The sequence below is a fragment of the Peptoniphilus ovalis genome, from assembly GCF_018919265.1.
In the GTDB taxonomy this organism is placed as follows: domain Bacteria; phylum Bacillota; class Clostridia; order Tissierellales; family Peptoniphilaceae; genus Peptoniphilus_A; species Peptoniphilus_A ovalis.
Genome location: NZ_JAHLQO010000004.1, coordinates 209544 through 227660 on the forward strand (window position 1 = coordinate 209544; position 18117 = coordinate 227660).

The 18117-nt window shown below is 30.0% G+C and carries 36 protein-coding genes and 2 tRNA genes; 5 read left to right on the forward strand and 33 right to left on the reverse strand.

The window, feature by feature from the left end; genetic code table 11:
- Window position 1: 1 nt before the first annotated feature.
- The 31 genes from KQI68_RS06790 to KQI68_RS06940 all read right to left on the reverse strand — a co-directional run bounded on the left by KQI68_RS06790 (window position 2) and on the right by KQI68_RS06940 (window position 13626).
- The gene (locus tag KQI68_RS06790; RefSeq protein ID WP_216549381.1) at window positions 2-205 is read right to left on the reverse strand and encodes a hypothetical protein; all 204 of its coding nucleotides are present in this window, start codon (window positions 203-205) and stop codon (window positions 2-4) included.
- Between the two features lie 3 nt (window positions 206-208).
- Window positions 209-622, reverse strand: a complete 414-nt coding sequence (locus tag KQI68_RS06795) for a hypothetical protein (protein WP_216549382.1) — start codon at window positions 620-622, stop codon at window positions 209-211.
- Between the two features lie 9 nt (window positions 623-631).
- The gene (locus KQI68_RS06800; RefSeq protein ID WP_216549383.1) at window positions 632-931 is read right to left on the reverse strand and encodes a hypothetical protein; all 300 of its coding nucleotides are present in this window, start codon (window positions 929-931) and stop codon (window positions 632-634) included.
- Window positions 928-1539, reverse strand: coding sequence for a Rossmann-fold NAD(P)-binding domain-containing protein (locus KQI68_RS06805; protein ID WP_216549384.1), 612 nt, complete (start codon window positions 1537-1539; stop codon window positions 928-930). The genes KQI68_RS06800 and KQI68_RS06805 overlap by 4 nt, the downstream gene beginning before the upstream one ends.
- 2 nt (window positions 1540-1541) lie before the next feature.
- Window positions 1542-1802, reverse strand: coding sequence for a hypothetical protein (locus KQI68_RS06810; RefSeq protein WP_216549385.1), 261 nt, complete (start codon window positions 1800-1802; stop codon window positions 1542-1544).
- Complete coding sequence (dcm, locus tag KQI68_RS06815) at window positions 1789-4041, reverse strand: DNA (cytosine-5-)-methyltransferase (RefSeq protein ID WP_216549386.1); 2253 nt, start codon at window positions 4039-4041, stop codon at window positions 1789-1791. The genes KQI68_RS06810 and dcm overlap by 14 nt, the downstream gene beginning before the upstream one ends.
- Before the next feature lie 15 nt (window positions 4042-4056).
- Entirely contained in the window at window positions 4057-4278 is a 222-nt protein-coding gene (locus KQI68_RS06820) for a hypothetical protein (RefSeq protein WP_216549387.1), read from the reverse strand.
- Between the two features lie 9 nt (window positions 4279-4287).
- A complete protein-coding gene (locus KQI68_RS06825) occupies window positions 4288-4728 on the reverse strand; it encodes a single-stranded DNA-binding protein (RefSeq protein ID WP_216549388.1) in 441 nt (146 codons plus the stop codon).
- Entirely contained in the window at window positions 4729-5286 is a 558-nt protein-coding gene (locus KQI68_RS06830; protein WP_216549389.1) for a hypothetical protein, read from the reverse strand.
- On the reverse strand, window positions 5287-5511 hold the full coding sequence (locus KQI68_RS06835; protein ID WP_216549390.1) for a hypothetical protein: 225 nt from the start codon (window positions 5509-5511) through the stop codon (window positions 5287-5289).
- 9 nt (window positions 5512-5520) lie between these two features.
- Window positions 5521-5928, reverse strand: coding sequence for a hypothetical protein (locus KQI68_RS06840; RefSeq protein WP_216549391.1), 408 nt, complete (start codon window positions 5926-5928; stop codon window positions 5521-5523).
- A gap of 2 nt (window positions 5929-5930) precedes the next feature.
- Window positions 5931-6110, reverse strand: a complete 180-nt coding sequence (locus tag KQI68_RS06845) for a hypothetical protein (RefSeq protein ID WP_216549392.1) — start codon at window positions 6108-6110, stop codon at window positions 5931-5933.
- The gene (locus KQI68_RS06850) at window positions 6107-6304 is read right to left on the reverse strand and encodes a hypothetical protein (RefSeq protein ID WP_216549393.1); all 198 of its coding nucleotides are present in this window, start codon (window positions 6302-6304) and stop codon (window positions 6107-6109) included. The genes KQI68_RS06845 and KQI68_RS06850 overlap by 4 nt, the downstream gene beginning before the upstream one ends.
- Window positions 6301-6531 (reverse strand): hypothetical protein, encoded by a 231-nt coding sequence (locus tag KQI68_RS06855; protein ID WP_216549394.1) that lies wholly within the window; start codon window positions 6529-6531, stop codon window positions 6301-6303. Before KQI68_RS06855 ends, KQI68_RS06850 begins: the two co-directional genes overlap by 4 nt.
- Window positions 6528-6734, reverse strand: a complete 207-nt coding sequence (locus KQI68_RS06860; RefSeq protein WP_216549395.1) for a hypothetical protein — start codon at window positions 6732-6734, stop codon at window positions 6528-6530. The genes KQI68_RS06855 and KQI68_RS06860 overlap by 4 nt, the downstream gene beginning before the upstream one ends.
- Window positions 6735-6738: 4 nt before the next feature.
- The gene (locus tag KQI68_RS06865; protein ID WP_216549396.1) at window positions 6739-7032 is read right to left on the reverse strand and encodes a hypothetical protein; all 294 of its coding nucleotides are present in this window, start codon (window positions 7030-7032) and stop codon (window positions 6739-6741) included.
- Between the two features lie 11 nt (window positions 7033-7043).
- Window positions 7044-7880 (reverse strand): DNA-methyltransferase, encoded by an 837-nt coding sequence (locus KQI68_RS06870; RefSeq protein ID WP_216549397.1) that lies wholly within the window; start codon window positions 7878-7880, stop codon window positions 7044-7046.
- A gap of 18 nt (window positions 7881-7898) precedes the next feature.
- Window positions 7899-8276, reverse strand: a complete 378-nt coding sequence (locus KQI68_RS06875; protein ID WP_216549398.1) for a RusA family crossover junction endodeoxyribonuclease — start codon at window positions 8274-8276, stop codon at window positions 7899-7901.
- Window positions 8273-8527, reverse strand: coding sequence for a hypothetical protein (locus KQI68_RS06880; protein WP_216549399.1), 255 nt, complete (start codon window positions 8525-8527; stop codon window positions 8273-8275). The genes KQI68_RS06875 and KQI68_RS06880 overlap by 4 nt, the downstream gene beginning before the upstream one ends.
- 9 nt (window positions 8528-8536) lie before the next feature.
- Entirely contained in the window at window positions 8537-8737 is a 201-nt protein-coding gene (locus KQI68_RS06885) for a hypothetical protein (RefSeq protein ID WP_216549400.1), read from the reverse strand.
- Between the two features lie 24 nt (window positions 8738-8761).
- The gene (locus KQI68_RS06890; RefSeq protein ID WP_216549401.1) at window positions 8762-9277 is read right to left on the reverse strand and encodes a hypothetical protein; all 516 of its coding nucleotides are present in this window, start codon (window positions 9275-9277) and stop codon (window positions 8762-8764) included.
- Window positions 9267-9467 carry a hypothetical protein gene (locus KQI68_RS06895; protein ID WP_216549402.1) on the reverse strand — a complete coding sequence of 67 codons (201 nt, stop codon included), beginning with the start codon at window positions 9465-9467 and terminating at the stop codon, window positions 9267-9269. Before KQI68_RS06895 ends, KQI68_RS06890 begins: the two co-directional genes overlap by 11 nt.
- Window position 9468: 1 nt before the next feature.
- Complete coding sequence (locus tag KQI68_RS06900; RefSeq protein WP_216549403.1) at window positions 9469-10053, reverse strand: replicative helicase loader/inhibitor; 585 nt, start codon at window positions 10051-10053, stop codon at window positions 9469-9471.
- On the reverse strand, window positions 10046-11032 hold the full coding sequence (locus KQI68_RS06905) for a hypothetical protein (RefSeq protein ID WP_216549404.1): 987 nt from the start codon (window positions 11030-11032) through the stop codon (window positions 10046-10048). Before KQI68_RS06905 ends, KQI68_RS06900 begins: the two co-directional genes overlap by 8 nt.
- A gap of 13 nt (window positions 11033-11045) precedes the next feature.
- The gene (locus tag KQI68_RS06910; protein WP_216549405.1) at window positions 11046-11747 is read right to left on the reverse strand and encodes a hypothetical protein; all 702 of its coding nucleotides are present in this window, start codon (window positions 11745-11747) and stop codon (window positions 11046-11048) included.
- A complete protein-coding gene (locus KQI68_RS06915; RefSeq protein WP_216549406.1) occupies window positions 11744-11935 on the reverse strand; it encodes a hypothetical protein in 192 nt (63 codons plus the stop codon). Before KQI68_RS06915 ends, KQI68_RS06910 begins: the two co-directional genes overlap by 4 nt.
- 11 nt (window positions 11936-11946) lie before the next feature.
- Window positions 11947-12426, reverse strand: a complete 480-nt coding sequence (locus tag KQI68_RS06920; RefSeq protein ID WP_216549407.1) for a siphovirus Gp157 family protein — start codon at window positions 12424-12426, stop codon at window positions 11947-11949.
- An 11-nt stretch (window positions 12427-12437) separates the two neighbouring features.
- Window positions 12438-12689 carry an SH2 domain-containing protein gene (locus tag KQI68_RS06925; RefSeq protein WP_216549408.1) on the reverse strand — a complete coding sequence of 84 codons (252 nt, stop codon included), beginning with the start codon at window positions 12687-12689 and terminating at the stop codon, window positions 12438-12440.
- Entirely contained in the window at window positions 12677-12940 is a 264-nt protein-coding gene (locus KQI68_RS06930) for a hypothetical protein (RefSeq protein ID WP_216549409.1), read from the reverse strand. The genes KQI68_RS06925 and KQI68_RS06930 overlap by 13 nt, the downstream gene beginning before the upstream one ends.
- 205 nt (window positions 12941-13145) lie before the next feature.
- Complete coding sequence (locus tag KQI68_RS06935; RefSeq protein ID WP_216549410.1) at window positions 13146-13340, reverse strand: DNA-binding protein; 195 nt, start codon at window positions 13338-13340, stop codon at window positions 13146-13148.
- 34 nt (window positions 13341-13374) lie between these two features.
- Window positions 13375-13626: a helix-turn-helix transcriptional regulator gene (locus KQI68_RS06940; RefSeq protein ID WP_343221678.1), complete on the reverse strand. Its 252-nt coding sequence runs from the start codon at window positions 13624-13626 to the stop codon at window positions 13375-13377.
- Window positions 13627-13691: 65 nt separating this feature from the next.
- Between KQI68_RS06940 and KQI68_RS06945 the strand changes: the two genes are divergently transcribed.
- The 5 genes from KQI68_RS06945 (at window position 13692) to KQI68_RS06965 (ending at window position 17683) form a co-directional block, all read left to right on the forward strand.
- On the forward strand, window positions 13692-14114 hold the full coding sequence (locus tag KQI68_RS06945) for a helix-turn-helix domain-containing protein (protein WP_216549412.1): 423 nt from the start codon (window positions 13692-13694) through the stop codon (window positions 14112-14114).
- A gap of 130 nt (window positions 14115-14244) precedes the next feature.
- Window positions 14245-14679: an ImmA/IrrE family metallo-endopeptidase gene (locus KQI68_RS06950; RefSeq protein ID WP_343221680.1), complete on the forward strand. Its 435-nt coding sequence runs from the start codon at window positions 14245-14247 to the stop codon at window positions 14677-14679.
- A gap of 52 nt (window positions 14680-14731) precedes the next feature.
- Window positions 14732-15649 carry an HNH endonuclease gene (locus KQI68_RS06955; protein WP_216549414.1) on the forward strand — a complete coding sequence of 306 codons (918 nt, stop codon included), beginning with the start codon at window positions 14732-14734 and terminating at the stop codon, window positions 15647-15649.
- A gap of 10 nt (window positions 15650-15659) precedes the next feature.
- Entirely contained in the window at window positions 15660-16208 is a 549-nt protein-coding gene (locus KQI68_RS06960) for an SH3 domain-containing protein (RefSeq protein WP_216549415.1), read from the forward strand.
- Between the two features lie 272 nt (window positions 16209-16480).
- Window positions 16481-17683 (forward strand): tyrosine-type recombinase/integrase, encoded by a 1203-nt coding sequence (locus KQI68_RS06965; RefSeq protein WP_216549416.1) that lies wholly within the window; start codon window positions 16481-16483, stop codon window positions 17681-17683.
- Window positions 17684-17882: 199 nt separating this feature from the next.
- Here the strand turns inward: KQI68_RS06965 and KQI68_RS06970 are convergent.
- Window positions 17883-17969 (reverse strand) — tRNA-Leu (locus tag KQI68_RS06970).
- Between the two features lie 32 nt (window positions 17970-18001).
- Window positions 18002-18078: transfer RNA gene (locus tag KQI68_RS06975), tRNA-Arg, on the reverse strand.
- Window positions 18079-18117 lie beyond the last annotated feature (39 nt).

Here is an 18117-nt window from a genome sequence, read left to right on the forward strand (position 1 = left end):
TTTACTCCTCATTTATTTCATCAAATAATTTTTTGTATAAATCAATTGTTTCGACACAATGTTTTAATTCTAGTTGCATTATCGCTCTTGCGATTTTTCCAAGGTTTTTATTTTTTAACAGTTCTTCAAGTTGCCCTTGTTTATAAGACAACTGACCTATCTCTTTTGATAACCACAAATTATCCAAATTTATTACATTTCCCATTTCTCACCACCAAAAATAAAGAAATACTTTAGACCATAGCTCCCAAAATTCTTTTTCTTCTTTGTATTGTTCAATCCATATATCTTTATCGTCCTTTAATGCTTGTTTTGATAAGACTATCAACCTATTTAATACTTCATTTTGCGTATATGTTTTTCCTTTATATTCAATCTTGTGAAAATCAAGGTTTATTATTTTTGATGCTAAATCTTTGTACATTCTTAATCTTTCATAAATAAGCTCCAACATTAAATAATTTAAGTTCCTAGTTTCTCTTTCATCAAAGCCATAAATATCTCTTTGCTTTTTAAATTTTCTTCTTCTTTTTTTTGATACTTTTAAATCTCTAATACTTTGATAGTTGGGTTCGACTTCTTCTAAATATTTTCTTCTATTTTTATATTTGATTTTTGCCATATTTGCTCCTTAAATCCCTAAATCTATTTTGCACTCTTCCCTTAATGTTTTTGCTATATCTTTAAGGTTTAAATAACCTTTTTCGATGCTGTCGTACATATCTTCAAGTGCTAAGTAAAATCTTTTTAGCCTTTCACCACCAAATCCGAAGAAATCTCTTAATACCATCATTGGAGCAAGCATACTCCATAAAGATGCTTGTTCTATTGCATCTTTAAATCCTTGATGATATGCTTGATTTTTTAAGTTTTCTATCTGTTCGTAAGTGTAGTTATAAGTTGCTACTTTTTTAACTTTTTTCTTTTTCACCAGTTCTCTAGCCTTTCTTTTAAAACTTTAACAGTTGGAATCCTAGTTATTCTTCTAGCGTCCTCTGTATCGCATGATAGGTCTATTATTAAAAATATATTTCTAGTTAAATACTTTTCTATGCTGAAACTTGAATCACCAGTAGCTGATACCAAAATATCTATATCTGTTAAAGCTAACAAATTCTCTAAGCTTTTATATTTGCTATTAGCACTTATAGCATTAGCTCCATTATCGATTAAAGCTTTTGCAAGCGGTGCTCCTAAATGCTCTGATTGATTAATTATTAATATCGTTTTGTCGTCAAGGTCGTAACCTGCGTGTTGATATATAGTTCTTAAAATTGCTTCTGCTGTTATTGTTAATTGCTCTGATTGTACTCCCTCAATGTCTAAATAAGGACGTTGCCTTAAAGAATAGTTATAAGCTGCTCTATTCTGTTGGCTTAAAGGCTCTAATACCAATAAAGCATCACATTCAGTTATTGCTTCTTCGCCCTCTATGCTTTCTATTTTTGCTGTTGGTATTTCTTTTTCTATAGCCTTTATATAGCTATCTCTATTCTTGTCTTTTATTTCTTTTTCGTATTTAACTAATAGCTGTTTCATGTTCACCTTCTCAAATAATCTTTTAATTTTACTTTAAAATCTAACCATAAATCTATATCGCCTTCCATTCCTAAGCGTGATACATTAATGCTTTCTATTTCTTCAATTTCTCTTATCATTTCTTCAATTGTTCCTGATTCTAATTCTTTTATATTATTTAAAATTATTTCAGTTATAATACCAGACATTGCCGTCATTCTGCCTAGCGAATATCTAAAAGCAGATATCACTAAGCACTTAAATTCAAATTTATTTAGAGTCATTTTTTATTTCCTTCTCCATTTTCTTAAATTCTTCTCCTATTGCCTTGACTACATTTACGGTTACTGCATTACCAGCTTGCTTATAAAGTTGTGTGTCTGATGTCCCTATAGCTTTTGCTCTTTCAAAGGCCCAGTCCGGAAATCCTTGGAGTCTCCAGCACTCTTTAGGCGTTAATCTTCTAATTCTATAACCCAGCTCTTTTTGTTTATTGTTAATTATTACTCCGTGTTGGTCTTGTGCTGTTAGTGTAAACATAGGCTCTCCATTAGTTTTGTATCTTCTTCCATGTTGCCTTTTCTTTAATCTATTAGGTGTAATTATTGGTATAGCATATAATCCAGTCTTAGCACCTTGCCCGCCACCGTTAGCCGATAAAGTAACCGATAGGCCTTTAGGTGAGTAAACTTTGTTTCCTTGACTTTTACCGCCACCAACTGAAATTATTTTATTTTTATTGGTGTTGTTATTACCTTTATCAATTATGTGTGGATTCAATCCCCCACCTTGTGCTGTAGTAATAGTTGGACTAATTCCAGTTTCATCAAATACTCTATATCTAGATGGACTTTTTCTGCTACTTTGAATGAATTTTCCTATTTGTTTAATCTTCTGTTCACTCTTAATATATGTTTCTCCGCCACTCCCTCTGAATCTTGTAGGGACTGTGTTTGTGTATTCATTCCCATAATCCTTTCCGCTTGTTTGTCTGATAGGAAATATTTCTCGTCCACCTCGTCCTCTAAGATATCCAGTAATATAGACCCTTTCTCTGTTCTGTGGAACTCCGAAATCTTTGCTGTTAAACAAATTCCAGGACGTGTTGTACCCCAATTCATCCAGCGTGTTGAGGATAACTTCAAAGGTGTCCCCTTTGTCGTGTGATAGTAGGCCTTTGACGTTTTCAAAGAGAAAAAACGATGGTTTTGTTTGTTCAAGGATTTTGGCAAGATAGAAGAACATTGTTCCTCTAGTGTCATTAAATCCTTTTCTATGTCCTGCAATGCTGAATGATTGACAGTTGTGTACTCCGATATTGTTAACTGTGTATGTGTGTTCATCTTTCACCTCTAAATCATAAACTTTGTGTGTATTGTAAATTCTTTCTTTGGATTTTAATTTAGTCCATATTTCGCCCTCAATTTCTAACATGTGGCCTTTGCTATCTGAATCTATTCTTGAAGAAAATATCCAATACGGATTCTGATTAACCTCTCTGCCCTCTATAATTTTCTTTTTAGGTGGTATGAAATTAGATATTGAAAAACTACTGTTATAAGCTATCGAATGAAGTATTGAGATGTCATAAATAAGTCTTTTACTTACACTACTGCATTTAACTTTATTGTCTTTTAAATAACCATCGCCAGCATAATATCCCTTTAAGAACTCTTTAATAATTTCTATAGACTGTGTGAACATGAACCCAGCTTTTTTATTAGCACTACCTTTACCAATGTTATATGCAAGGTTTTTTAATCTTTCGCTACAGAGTATAACTTTATAAACTGTTCTTTGTTTGCTAATAGTATAATGATATTCTTTTATGTGCTCTAAATCCTTGATTTTGCTTTTACCTATGCACAAAACTATCTTATTGTTATAAGTATTAGAATCTGTTCTTTTGTTGTCTTGAATATAACCATCTGCTGCGTATCTTCCTAAAATCCATGCTTCTTCCAATGAAATATGTTGTACACTTTTACCAATTGCATTTTTTATGCTAGGTACTATTAAATAATCTAAATCAGTATCTAAGTCTTTACACTCTTTCCAATAAGCATCAGTAAATCCGTTTTCTGTTTTAGACCTAACATAAAGTTTATGATTCCCAGTAACTCTTAATCCATCACTACCTTGATATTTTATTTTATATAGGTCGTCACTTTCTTTTTTCCATACGTTCAAAACTTCTTTAAACTTACTATTATGTGTTAAGACCCTTTCTCCTACTTTAATATCTTTAATAGGTTTTACTCCAGTAATAGTTGTCACTAAAGTATCTCCACTAAAACACGGGAATCCACCTACAAGTAAATCATATTTGCCTTTAAGTTCAGTAAAATCTTCAATTTCTGTTACATCTTTACCTTCATATTCATCTTCTTTTATATCGTATATGGCTTTATAACTAGCTAATGCATACTTATCTTTTTCTATATGCCCTATACAAGTATGACCAGCTTGTTCAAGTCCCATTCTGAATCCACCTATGCCACTAAATACATCTAAAAATTTCATTTTTCACCCACTTGGTTAATATAACTTCATAATAAATTCTATTCCCTCTAGAATTCCATAAGCTCTTATGGTCTCTTCTGTTAATCTCATAACTTCATCGAAAGAATTTTCTTTACCGGTTGATTTCATTCTTTCTAAAATTGCTTCGTTTCTAATTATTAACTCGTTTTGTTCAGCTATTTTAGATTTTATTTTTTCCCTTAATTTTTCTACTTCTTTATAATTTATGTTGACCATAGTTACCTCTTAAAAAGGAATATCATTGTTGTCTATAGGAAAAAATCCAGGATTTTCAAAATCATCTTGAGTGTTATTAGTGTTGTTAGTATTGCTAAAATTATTGTTGCTTTCGCTCTTGCTATCAATAAAGCTAATACTATTAACAACTACATCTGTTGTGTAAATTCTCTGCCCGTTCTTTTCATAGCTACCAGTTTGAATTCTTCCTACTATTCCGATTCTGCTTCCTTTACTAAAATAATTGCTTATTAGTTCTGCGGCCTTTCCCCATGCTATGCAATTAATAAAATCTGCTGTAGGCTGATTATTTGCTTCTGCTTGTTGTCTTTTCTCTTTGCTAAGTCCTCTATCTACCGCTACTGTAAATCTAGCGGCTGCTGTTCCTTGCTGTGTTCTTCTTAACTCTGGGTCTTTCACTAGACGACCAAGTAAACTTATATTGTTCATTTATTTCTCCTTATTCAATAATGTTAAAATTAACTTTGCATAATATATTCCTGTTTTAGTTATATTCGGGTCTGTAGAGTACCATTTGTTTTTCGCTAAAATAACTGATATTCTTCTATTTATGCAATATAAATTTTCAATGTTTAAATTTTTATTGTTGCAATCAAGAAATATAACCATTTCATCTTCGCTTACTTCACCATATCTATCCTGGTATATTTTTTTCTGTATAGGTAACCAATAAGGCTCTCTATAACCTGTGTATTTAGGTCTACAATTTCCTAGTAATTTGACTTTTATATACGTTGTTCCATTACCACATTCTCTTATTGTTCCTATTGGTAACTCCTCTTTTTTATATACATTTGAATACTGACCCGAATTAAAAAACTTATTTAGTTTTAATTTTTTTGTAACTGTATTTGATATACCTTGTTCAGTTCTTTTTTCATTAAATCTTTCGTTAAATGCAATTGTCATTTCTTTGTAATTTTCAAATTCATTTACATTCTCTTTAATCCAATCTAATTGTGTTTGGGTATATCTCTTATTTCCCATTTACTTTTCGCCTATCATCTCTCTAGTATTTTGCATTTCATATCCTTCTTGCATTAGCTTTTCACTTCTTAAAACAATGTCTGCATTGTTTATCATTTGTTTAGCTATTTTTGCTATATATTCAGCATTTGTTAATGATATTTTATGTTCTTCATCACTTTTGTTTTTATCTGTAACTTCTAAAATTGTGTTTCCTAAAATATCTTGTAACTCTAATAGGTTCATGCTTGCTCCTTAATATTCGTATTTATCTTCATACTCTTTAATCATTTTCATTATTAGCTCATCTCTTGATTCTTCTTTTTTATTCAACGCATCTTCGAAAAGTTCATCAAGTTTGTTTTTGATTTTTATATATTCTTCGTTATCTTCTATTCCTAATCTTTTTGCATCATGCTCCATAAGTTCTATAAAGTCCCATGATTCAAATATTTTTCCCCAGTATTCATCTTCTTCTACATCAAATTCCAGTCCATCATGTTCAGTCCCATACATTCCTTGTATATTTAGATAATGTAAACCACCATCTTTTCCTAAAACATACAAATCATGGATATTCTCGCCTAGAAATCTATCGTATGATTCGTTTTTGATTTTTAATACTGGTAATCTAGTTAGTGTAGCTTGCCTTAACATTCTCATTTTCAAATCTCTTTATAAAGTCTATTAAGTTCTTCTTCATCTACCATGTATTTTTTATCATTTTCATTATCTACAAATACAAAAGTTCCATTTGCATAAATCTCTAATTTGTAGTTATATTCTTTTAGCATCTTGAGTAGTGTTGTTAAAATTAAATTAATTTCTTGTTTTGCTTCTTTCATTCTTCCACTTCAATCATTGCCCAATGTTTTGGATTTATATAAAAATCTTTTTCTACTTTGTGTTCTTCTCCGTGTAGTTTAATTGTTGTTATATTTTCAAGATTTATATTCTTTATTCCATTTTCCCAATATTCCTTATTTTCAATGCAATTTATTGTTTTTGTTATATACGGATTGTTAAAAGTTATTTTCATTTTTCCACCTCAATCATTTCTAAATCTGCTAAATCTGTATCAAATTTTTCTTTAATCTCTTCTATTTCTTTTTGTGTAAAACTTGTTTTAACAACAAATCCCCCAATGTTGTTGCTTAGAAAATAAGATTCGCTTTTTTTGTTATAATTTAAATATTCTTCAGATTGCCCATCATAAAATCTAGGCTTATACTTCAAATAATATTTCTTTTCTTCTTTAGTTTTCATTTCTGTACCTCTTTAACTTCTACAGCATATTTTCTATATTCTTCAGGTATATACTTTAAGTGTTTTTCTTTCCACGCTTGTCTTAATCTATCATCCCATCTACTAGCAAACCAACTACCTTTGTTGTGGCTTAGGTATTGTTTGCTTCCATCATTTGTTTTTAGATGAGGTAATGGTATGCAATATCTTATTTCTTCTTTCATTTTCTCACTCCACGTATACTGGCTCGCTGATTCTAGCTAATAGAATCAAGTTATAACTTTCAATTTCTTCCTCTGTTAGTTTTTCTTTATACAGTAGTCCTCTACTGATGTCTATAGGCTTTTCTATTAATTGTTTTTTACTTTCTGTAGAATGACCTTGTAAGTCTTCTTTCTCCATTTCCCTATCTAGCTTTACTATTGGGTAGTTGCTATCTAAACTTCCGTATAGGTACTTATATTCATAATGGTCTACTTCTTTATCCGCTAAAGGACTGTATGGTATTAATGTATCTTCCATTTAACTTCTCCTTATTCAAATTCCGCCATGTTTATTTGTGATAACTGCCAAATGTCTTTTTTATTTAACATTTTTTCCACTGCTAAATCATAAAACTTTTTTTCTACCTCAAATCCATAGGAATTTCTTCCTAATTCAAGTGCTGCTCTTAAAGTTGTTCCACTTCCTGCTACTGGGTCTATAACCACATCTCCTGGGTCTGTAAAAATCTTGATAAGTTCTTTTAATAGGTTTACTGGTTTTTGTGTTGGGTGTATTTTGGGATATTCTTTTGAATTATCTCTTCTCCATTCGAACCAATTAAAAATCATTTTTCCTTTTCCGGTTTCTTTTTTCCCGTTGTTAAATTTTGGTAGCTTATCTCTATATAAAACAACGGCGTGTTCTGTTGCTCCTACAATTTTCATATTTGCTTTTAATACTTGTGCTGAATAATTTTTTATAAAAAATAGCGGATAAGATTTCATAAATCCATATTTTTTCCCATAATCAATTACCATTGGCATTTGTTCAAAACTACAAAATACTATCATTGCAGGTGCTTTATTTCTTTCTTTAGGTTCTTTAATTAACAACTTAGAGCAAAAGTGCATATATTCTGCAATTCTAAAGGTGTCATCTGTTTTAAAGAATGATTTTTTAGCAAATTTGCTTTCTCCATTTTTATTATCTCCACCTTCATACCACATAGGATTGCTTGCAAATGCATCTTCTCCAATTCTATAAGGTATATCTGCTATTACGAGTTGTGCTTTAGGTATGTTGTATCTTTTAAAGTTTTGAAAATTATCTCTGTATAATTCGCATTTCAATTCTTTTTTTCTTTTTTGTATCTTTAACGCTTCCATGTCTTAATCTCTCCAGCTCTATATTTCTTCTTGTATTTCTTGTAATTCCAGTACTATTCTAGGATTGTCTTTATCTAAGTAAAAATAGTGATGTATGTATCCTATTTCGTTCCAACCATCGTTTTTAAGTATTCCAGCTTCTTGAAGTCCATCTAAAATAAATTTAATGCCTGTTGAAACATTATCCTTATCTGTTCTTTTATCTTTGCAGTACCAATTGCATTTAATATCAACTTTTTTAGTTATCTCTTTTTTCATCTGTGCAAGCGTGTAGTATGCAATAAGTTTAGTGTATTTCTTCTTTTGACTTGCGGCTGCATATTTATTACCTCTGTTAGATTTAATAACTTGATTCATCGTTGGTAACTGTATTTCATAAGTAAGTGTATATTTCAAAGGTAACTCCTTCCGAATATTTCAATAAATTCTTTTCTAGGGTGGTGTTTCTCAAATTTCTGTTGACCCCATTTTTTGCTAATTTCTAAGAACTCTTTATCGTGATGTATCATATGGTGACAATTTCTGCATATGTTTATAGTTAAGTGGTATTGGTCTGACAACTTTCTAAGTCCTCTGCCTGGTATTAGATGATGTTCTTCTAAATACTCATATCTACCACATACTTCACATTCTTTTTTCTCTTTCATTTTTTCGCCTTAATAAATAGTTTTAACTCTGTTTGATTCATCTGCCATATATGCTTCCATTTCTTTAATTAATTCGTTTTGATATTTTATGATTGCTATTAGTGCATCTTTAGTAATAAAGTTGTGGCTGTCTAAATGTAAAACAGTCTCAATAATATTTTCTTTTTCTGCTGTATCACTCTCTAAAAAAATTATTTTTGTTAGTTTCATTTAATTCTCCTTATTTATAAACTCTCAAAATAACTTCGCATATTCTAATCTGTAGTCCACTATCGTTATTCCTAATTCACTTGCTTTTTTTATGAAATAGTCTATTAGGTCTCCCATCTGTTTAGTATCAAATTTGCTACTGCCTATAAAACATCTTAAAAGTATTCTGTCGCCTTGCTCTTGCAATACCTTGTAAGCTCTAAAAGCACCTTTAAATATCTTTAAACTCTTACTAGGTATAATCACATCTTCAAATTCTGCTCCTACTTCTTCTATACCTTGCACGTATAGCTCCCATCTTGTAATTTCTGATGGAATACCGTTAATCTTTTTGTCAATATCTGAAATAATCGCCCATAGAAGATTGTTTTGTCTTAAGGTTCTTGAGTCTTTAGCGTTTGATAAGTTGATGTTTAATAGCTCATCTTCTTGTAAATCATTTATTCTGTTTACATCTAGATACCTTTCAAGCTCTAGCGTTATTAAAGGCTTTCCAAACTTGTTATAGCTTATATTTTTTAGTTTCCCTTTAAGTTTCATCTGCTACCTCTGCTTGTTCAATTCTACATATAGATACTGAATCTGCTTGCATATCTTGTAATTCTAGCTGTATGATTTCTAGGTTTTCTGTTTTTCTGAAAATTATTGCATTTATATGCTTATATACAATTCCCTTTAGTTTAACCTTGCACCTAGATTTCATCGCTTGTTTAGCTTCTTGATATGTCATATTAACTACCTATAGCTTTAAAAAGCTCTGCTACTTTTCTATCATTCCCATAACCTAGTTCTAGAAGTTCACTTTTTGCTTTTTCTCTATTTTCAATCATTCGTTCTCTAACATCAGGTGGTAATTGTACTTTAAATTTATTTATTTCTAGCTGATTATTATAAGCTTGTCTAAAATTCGCTCTAAAAGCCGCCTGGTCTTCTGATTCACACAAAGATTTATATCCCATACGCCTTATAGATTCTTCCGCTATAGGGTCTTGATTACCTATCCACCTTAAAGCTTCTGCTTCTCTATAAATTCCATATTTCCCTATAGATTTAAGAACTAGTGACCAGCCGTTAGTCCAGTCCTTTTCTTCGGTAGTTGTCTTTAAGACCATCTCTCTTATTTCTGCTGGCTTAGGTGCAAATTTTTGAGTAGTTGTATACATCTTTACAGCTAATAGTAAATTCTCACCGTCTATATCTCTTAATAACTCATACCAAACGGATTGAGAAATTTGTCTATTAAATGTTTTTTCCATTTCAGGATAAACTGCTATTAGATATTCAACCGCTCTTATAAAATCTGTTTTACTAAGCATTTAAGAATCCACCCCATCGTTTTTCTGCATCTTCTTTAGAATCTTTAAAAGATTTTATATTACCGTTACTTTCCTTTTTAGCATTTTCAACCCATGCTTTTTCTACGCTTAACCAACCTCTAATGATTGCCATATCTATTGCTTCTAACTTTTCATCATCTGTTTCAAATTCTCTATTAAGTTTATTTATAAATCTTTTAACAGCATTTACAGTCATTGGCTTTTTTAATAGTTTTCTATGTTTAATAAATTCTTTTACTGCATCATCTAAATCTATATTTTCATAATATGTTGTCTTATGTTTTTTGAACGAATCGCTATACGAATCGATGGACGATACGATAGACGAATCGTGGTACGAATCGTTGCTACTTTTATTTTTAATGAAATTATTCAAAGTATTGGAATTACTAGATTCTAACGAATCGTGGTACGAATCGTTATACGATACGTCTACGAATCTGTCATTGTCATTGTCATTGTCATTGTCATTGTCATTGTCATTGTCATTGTCATTGTCATTGTCAGTTTCGCAAAATTCAAAAAATATATCTTTAATCTTCAAATCAAAATCCCTAAGGCTGGAATCCCAGATTTCGACCATTGACTGATAGACCATATTTATTAAACTTGTATCAGTAACTTCTCTTAAATCCTTACGTATACAGTCTTCGACTGGTTTGCCGCCCTTTACAATACTAAAAGATGTATATTTCAATATTGCTATTTCTTGTGTTTCATGATTGTACTTAATTTTTTTGTAAGTATTTTCAAATCTATCTAAAAGAACTTCGACCACTTCTTTATTGAATCCAGTTTCAAACGATATATATTTTTTAGGCAACTTATAAATACCTGCTTGCTTAGTGTATTTGTTAGTTAATAAATACAGTGCAAAAAATTTATCATCTATCGTATAATTGTCTATAACATCAATATCAGTCCAAAAATCTGTGTCTACTATTCTCTTAACTCCCATTTTTAATTCTCCTCTACCAATTTGCTACTTCATTTCTTACCGTGCTCAATTGTTGATTATTTAATTTTTCAACCTTATCTACTCCATAAGTTGTTTTTAACCAAGCTATAAATTTATCTCCAGTTATCTTCTTAATGTTCAAAACTTGTGCTATTTCGTTTCTTATTTGTTCGATAGACTTATTCCCTTCATTTTGTTTAAAGTCTTGTTTTTGACCCCATTTAAAACGTATAGCACCTTTATTATCAATTATCTCTAAGTATGTTATTTCATTTTCATCGTTATACTGGATATCTTTTACGCTGAATCGTGTATATATTGTAAATTTGCTTCCTTTTTGTTGTACTTCTTTGTCATTAGCTTTTATATAAATAAAGGGTGATGTGTAAAGTTCTCTACCGATTCCAAAGTTAGTACAAGCTCTTTTAAAAGCATCAGATGCTTCACCTTTTTCTTTTTGCGTATTAGAAGGTATTCCAACGTCTTGCTTAGATATCCATTGTTGTTTATCTTCATCAAAAACTGATACAGTACAAAATAGATTATTGTTTATGACCTCATGTCTTCGTTGCCAATTCATAGGTCCATAAGTTTCATCTAAAATTTTCATGTCAACTCTAGCGTCCTTATAAAGCACTAGGATTATATAATCAAGTTTCAAAGACTGTACTCTAGCATCAATTTCATTAGGTTTTAATGTTCTAATCTTTTTCATTCCGCACCTCTTTCATAATCAATCAATATATATTTATCTATCAGTTCTTGAAGAAGATAATAGCTATCACTTTTTATATCTTCGCAACTTTCTTTATTTTTTATTAGGTCATTTAAAGCTTGTTGATATTTATTATTTGGTCTTTCTTTTGATAAAATAGCTTGTTCATTGGTAACTTTTTTAATCATCTAATCACTACCTATCTAATCCTTAAACTTTCAGTAGATACAAGTTCTACTCCCTCAATTTCAAGACCGTTTTGTACAGCTTCTTTTAGTTCTTTTTTCATTACTTTGGTTTCAGTCTTAATAAATTCTACTGGTATTTTTGTTTCATCTTCCCACTTAACCGATGCAGGGTTTTTTTGAATATTAAAGCTAAATAAATTAGTTTTAAATTTTCTTTTATCTGTAGCTATCATAGAAGTTTCTATATAATCCTTAAGATAATTTTGTCTATTTTCTATAGCTTTCCTTTTATCTGCTAATCGTTTTTCCTCTTCTTTTAGTAGGTCAATATATCCGTTGTTTTCTTTAATGACCTTTGCTATATTTTCTGCCTTTATTTCTATTTCATCTTCGATGTTGTTTAAACTCTGTTGTAATTCTTCATCAGTTAAATCTAAATCCTTAAGATTTCTGTACATATCAGTTAGTTCATATAATGTAAATTCGCTCATTCTATATCTCCTTAAATTTCGTTAGTTTCGTAAATATTTATAATGTCGTCTATCTTATTCATTAAATTCTTAGTTGTTTGTTCGATGTAAAATGACTTGTCGTAATCAAATACATTATTTAAACAGCTTTCGATTATCTCTTGAATAAGTTGTTTTTTATAATCTTCGATAAGTTCTTGTTTTGTGCTGTAGAACTTTTTATTGTCTAAAGTGTAAGTCTTTACTTCTTTTATTCTGTCGTTTAAGTTTTCTAAATTTCGCATGTTTTTTCTCCTCTTAATTGATTTATCTTATTCTCTATATCTTCCATGTTCTTTTTTATTTCTTCTTTTAAACCTTTGTCTTGCAGCTTGTAATAAAGCATTTCTGCAAATTTATAATCATTTTTTAATCTTTCAATTTCCATTTTTGATTCCTTGTGGTATAATAAAGACAATCTATATTTCAAATGTTTTAATTGCTCTATCGCTCTTTGTAGTGGTAGAGCTTTTACTTTTGCTCCCTTCCATTTCAAATCCCCATTAAATATCTAAATAGGCTATCCATTAGTTCTGTTCCTAAAAACATGGCGTAACAAACGGATTTTATAAAGAAATTAACTACCCAATACCCTAGGATTAAAGCTAAGCTAATACCTATTAATCTTCTTATTGTCAAAATAATGTTTCTTGTACTAAATTTAATTGCTCTCATTCTCCACCTCTTGAATTATTTTTAGACTATAATTTAATCCCTAACTTATTACATTCAACCAACCAATTTTCGACTTCCGACCTAATAAGTAACAATCTGTTACCATTTCTTAAGTGAGGGAAGTTTTTATATCTGTTAGCTAAAGTTCTTAATTTGTGTTCTCCTAGTGGGAAGTCTTCTTCACTTGCCAGCTCTTTAGGCGTATAAAATCTAACTCCCATTTCTTATCTCCTTAATTGTACGTTTTGTACTTTTTTATTTCAAAAAAATATCCTCTATCTGTACTCTAAAGAAATCTGCTATTCGTTTCGCTATCCTTAATGATGGCGTCCTTTCGCCATTCTCTAGAAAACTGATGTATTTAGGACTTACTCCGACCGCTTTCGATAACTCACTTTGAGACATTCCTTTTTCTAATCTCAACTGTTTAAGTCGTGTCAAATTCTCACCTCGTATTCTTGTTTCTCTATCTGTACATATTGTACAGCACGTTTTGTACTTTGTCAATTGTTTTTTTTAAATATTTTTTATATAATTTATGTACAGAGAGTTCACATTAAGGGGGTAGAAAAATGGTAGGTAAAAGATTAGCTGAATTAAGGAAAAGAGAAAAAATGACTCAAAAAGAATTAGCTGATAAGTTTGGCCTAACCGCTAAAGCTATATCTTTTTATGAATTAGAACAGAGAGAACCTTCCGGCGACTTATTGACACAGTTTGCGAAGTTTTTTAATGTTACAACTGACTACTTGCTAGGTGCATCAAGCAATCCTCAACTGTCCCGAAAGAACGAATTAGATATTCAAAAAAATTTACAAGAAATGAAAGAAAATTTTAGTAATGGTATGTTGCAAATGCAATTAGATGGCGAAGAATTAGACGATGAAATTATTCAATATATTTTAGATAATCTAGAAGATGCTTTAACTATTGCAAAGATTAAATCTAAAGAAAAATTTACGCCTAAGAAATATAGAAATGATAAAGGATTATAACGAAAAAAACACCAATTTTAGTAAATAAAACTGATGCTTATTCCGAAATAATTCAATAACATGAGGTGGTTCTATGTGTAATTCCATAACTCAATAACTATATTATACTACAAAAAGGCGAAGTGATAATATGCAGAAGAAAGAAATTATTAATTTAGCGAAAAAAATTTATAACAAATACAATACTACTGACCCTTTAAAGATAGCGTTTAATATAGGCTGTACTGTTATCTATTCTAATATGCCGGCTAAAATTAAAGGTTATACTTTAAAGATATATAGGTCTAATCTTATTTATATCAACGAAAATTTAAATGAAATTGAGACTAGAAATACAATTTTACACGAATTAGGTCATATATTTTGCAAGCATGACGAAAACAGAATCTTTACTAGTCTTAAAACTCATCAAGTGACTTCTAAGTTAGAAAACCAAGCTGACCTATTTACTGTTGCGATGCTGATAAATGCTTTAGAGGAAGAAGAATTAGAAAGATATAATTTAAAACAATTATCATATATGCTAGGAATTAGTGAAGAGTTGTTAAAATTATATTTTTTTTAAGAAAAAAGAACGTAAGTTTAAATACAAAATCTATCTATAGAGGAGAATCTGTATGTATATAATATTATTTTTGTTATTTACTTTTGCCGTTTATTGTTTATTAGTTGCGATTGAATATTTCTACTTTAAAAGTGAAAAATTTATTTTATTAAAAGGTAGGATTTCAACTTTTGTACAAGAATGTAATGAACTTAACGAACATATTGATAATTTAAAAGATTTTTCAAATATTTATAATAAAAATGATTATGGAAATGCTTTAATAGAAGATGAAAGTATATATAAATTTAAAAGAGATTCATTGCATGACTATTCAAATTCTGATTTAACTTATAATTGTAGTTTAAATATATGCAGAGCTGCTAGAAATAAGCCTTTTGATTATTTATGTAAGTATTTCAATATAAGCAAAGATGAAGAATCTTTAGGTTGTTTTGAAAATATGCTGAATGATTTTATGGCTATTGAAGAAGGTAAATCTATCTTGATTGAGAAGAAAAATATTATTTTAGATTCTATAAGAAATTCAATACCTAAATATATTTTATTCTTTTCTCTTGAAAAATTAGTATATGAACTAGGTTTTGAAGAAATTGATTTTTCTGATTTATATATCCCTAAATATTGTTTTCACTATATAAGTGCTGGGGGTAACTCCTCTTTAAAAACTATAATCGAATTAAATCCAGGTACTTTGGATAGTTTTATTAATTATTTAGATACTCATATCAAATGGAGAAAATCTATAAAAGGCCAACGTGCTTTAATGACTTCTAAATTAAGAGAACAGATAAAAAAGCGTGATGATTACACTTGTTGTAAATGTGGCAATAGCATATACCTTGAACCTAACTTATTGTTAGAAATAGACCATATTATCCCACTATCAAAAGGTGGAACTAGTGAGATTTCTAATTTGCAAACTTTGTGTTGGAGATGCAATAGGTCGAAGGGTTCTAAAATAGAATGAGAGGTCTTAAATGGATAGAATTAGAAAAGTTGTTTTTTCAGTAATTGTATCTTTAATTCTTACTTTATTAATTTTTCTTATTGTTAGTAGTTTTAACAAAGAAGAATCAAATTCAAGTATTCAATCTTATACTCAAACTAGTAATAATAATGAAATTAATCTTAATGAAAATAGCGAAAATGAATATGAAATTTCTCGTAATGTGAAAAACTCTAATAATTCTTATAATTATATGAATCAAGATTTAGAAGATAATTATGTTTATGATGGTAAACCTATGGAATATGTTCCTAGCGACGAAGAACTTGAAGAAATGGAAAAATTAGATGAGTATAACTCTAGTCAAGTTTCACCTTATAAAAAGGGTCAAAAGCTTACTGTTATTAGTGACAAAGCTTATAACAGAGCCGAACCTTCTACAAGTGCAAGTATAGTTGGTTATTGGATAAAAGGAGATGAAATAACCGTTTATGACTATATTTTTTATGAAGATAAGTGGTGGATAAAGACCAGTGAAGATAAAGAATGGTGGACTAGTACAGATGATTTAGAAGTTTAAAATTGAAAAGTCCCTAGTTTCGCCACTTCTCTGATGTTGAGAGAGCTAATCCTAGGGACTATGCACCTATAGTGCTTGATGTATATATTATAAATAAATCTTATATAAAAATCAAATTTATTATACGGCTAAAAAAGTCCCTTACTCAACTGCAATAAGTAAGGGATTGAGATTAATTTTTTTGGTACGGAATTGAATCTCACTTTTATTATATCAAATAAATGGTGAAAGTGGTGATTATTTTAATTTTAAATATAAATTAGGGGGTAATTATGGCAAATGGAATTGGTGGTCTAGGCAGTTTAACCTATACCATAAGAAATGGAAAAAAGTATTGGACTGGAAGAATCACACTTGGTAAAGATATAAACGGAAAGCAAGTTAGAAAGTCTTTTTCTAGTTATAAAAAATCTGATGTTATAGATAAAATGAGAGAAGCAAGCAAAGAAGAAAATTTTGCAGGTATTATTAATACCGATTCTTGTCCTCTAGGCCAATCTCTCGAATCCTGGCTTTTAAAAACTAAGGCTAAAGAAATTAAATCAACTACACTAGATGCTTATATAGGCTCTATAAGGAAATACTTATTAGACTTGCCTTTTGCGATTGTAGATGTAAGAGACTTAACGGTTATTATGTTGCAAAAATATTTTGATTATATTGTGGAAGAAATGAACTGTTCACATCGTAGCTTAATGAATATAGTAACTGTGATTAAAATGTTTTTGGATAACTGTATTAAGCTTGGAATTATAAACAAAAATATCTGTGAATATGTAGATTTACCTAAAGTTGAAAAAAGAACTAAGAAAAATAACATGAATAAATATAGGGTATTCTCTAAAGATGAACAGTCAAAAATTATTAAGAATCTTGATTTATCTGACCCAGTTGAACAAATGATTTATACTGACTTTTTTACTGGTCTAAGAAGGAATGAGTTGAGAGGTCTAAAGTGGAAAGCATATAAAAACGGGAAAATATATGTATCAGAGCAAGTATCTAGAGATTATTCTTTTAGTGACAATGGAAAGAAAAAGATATTGGATAAAAATGCTTTAACCACTCCTAAAACTGAAAATTCCGAAAGAATAGTACCTTTACCTGAATTATTGATAAAGTACTTAGACAAGTGGAAAAATGAATCTATGTTAAAACATTTTAGAATAGATTTACTTTTTAATGATGAGTGTTTTATCTTTACTGATGATTTATGTAATATTATTGAGGAAAAAAGAGCGAATAGAAGATTACAGAAAATTTGTAAAGAAATAGGTATTGAACCACGTCCTTTTCACTCAATTAGGCACTCTTACGCCACTAGATTATTTGAAAATGGCGTAGAAATTAAAACGGTACAAATGTTATTAGGCCACTCTAACTATGAGACTACATCTAATATTTATACTCATGTTATGCCTGATACTAAAGAAAAAGCGATTCAAGTATTTGATAAAATCTACAACTCACTTTAGATACAAATACAGAATCACTATTCTTGAAATTAAGACAATGCTTGTCTTAAAGCAACTTAAAAGTTGGCTAAAAGTTGGCTATAAAGTTGTAAAGATATGTAAAAATATGTAAAAATAACATAATTTCACAAATTACAAAATCTCTATAAATAGCTATTTTTAGCTAATCTGTAAAGATATGTAAAGATACTATATAGCTTGGTGCAGGTGAAGGGACTTGAACCCTTACGCAATTTCTTGCACATGGCCCTCAACCATGCCTGTCTGCCAATTCCAGCACACCTGCATATAAAAAAAGACCTCGGTATTCGAGGTCCATGGCGTATCCTAGAGGATTCGAACCCCCGGCCTTCTGGTCCGTAGCCAGACGCTCTATCCAGCTGAGCTAAGGATACATGATTTCAACGTTTGTAGGCTATTTTAAGCCATTTTAC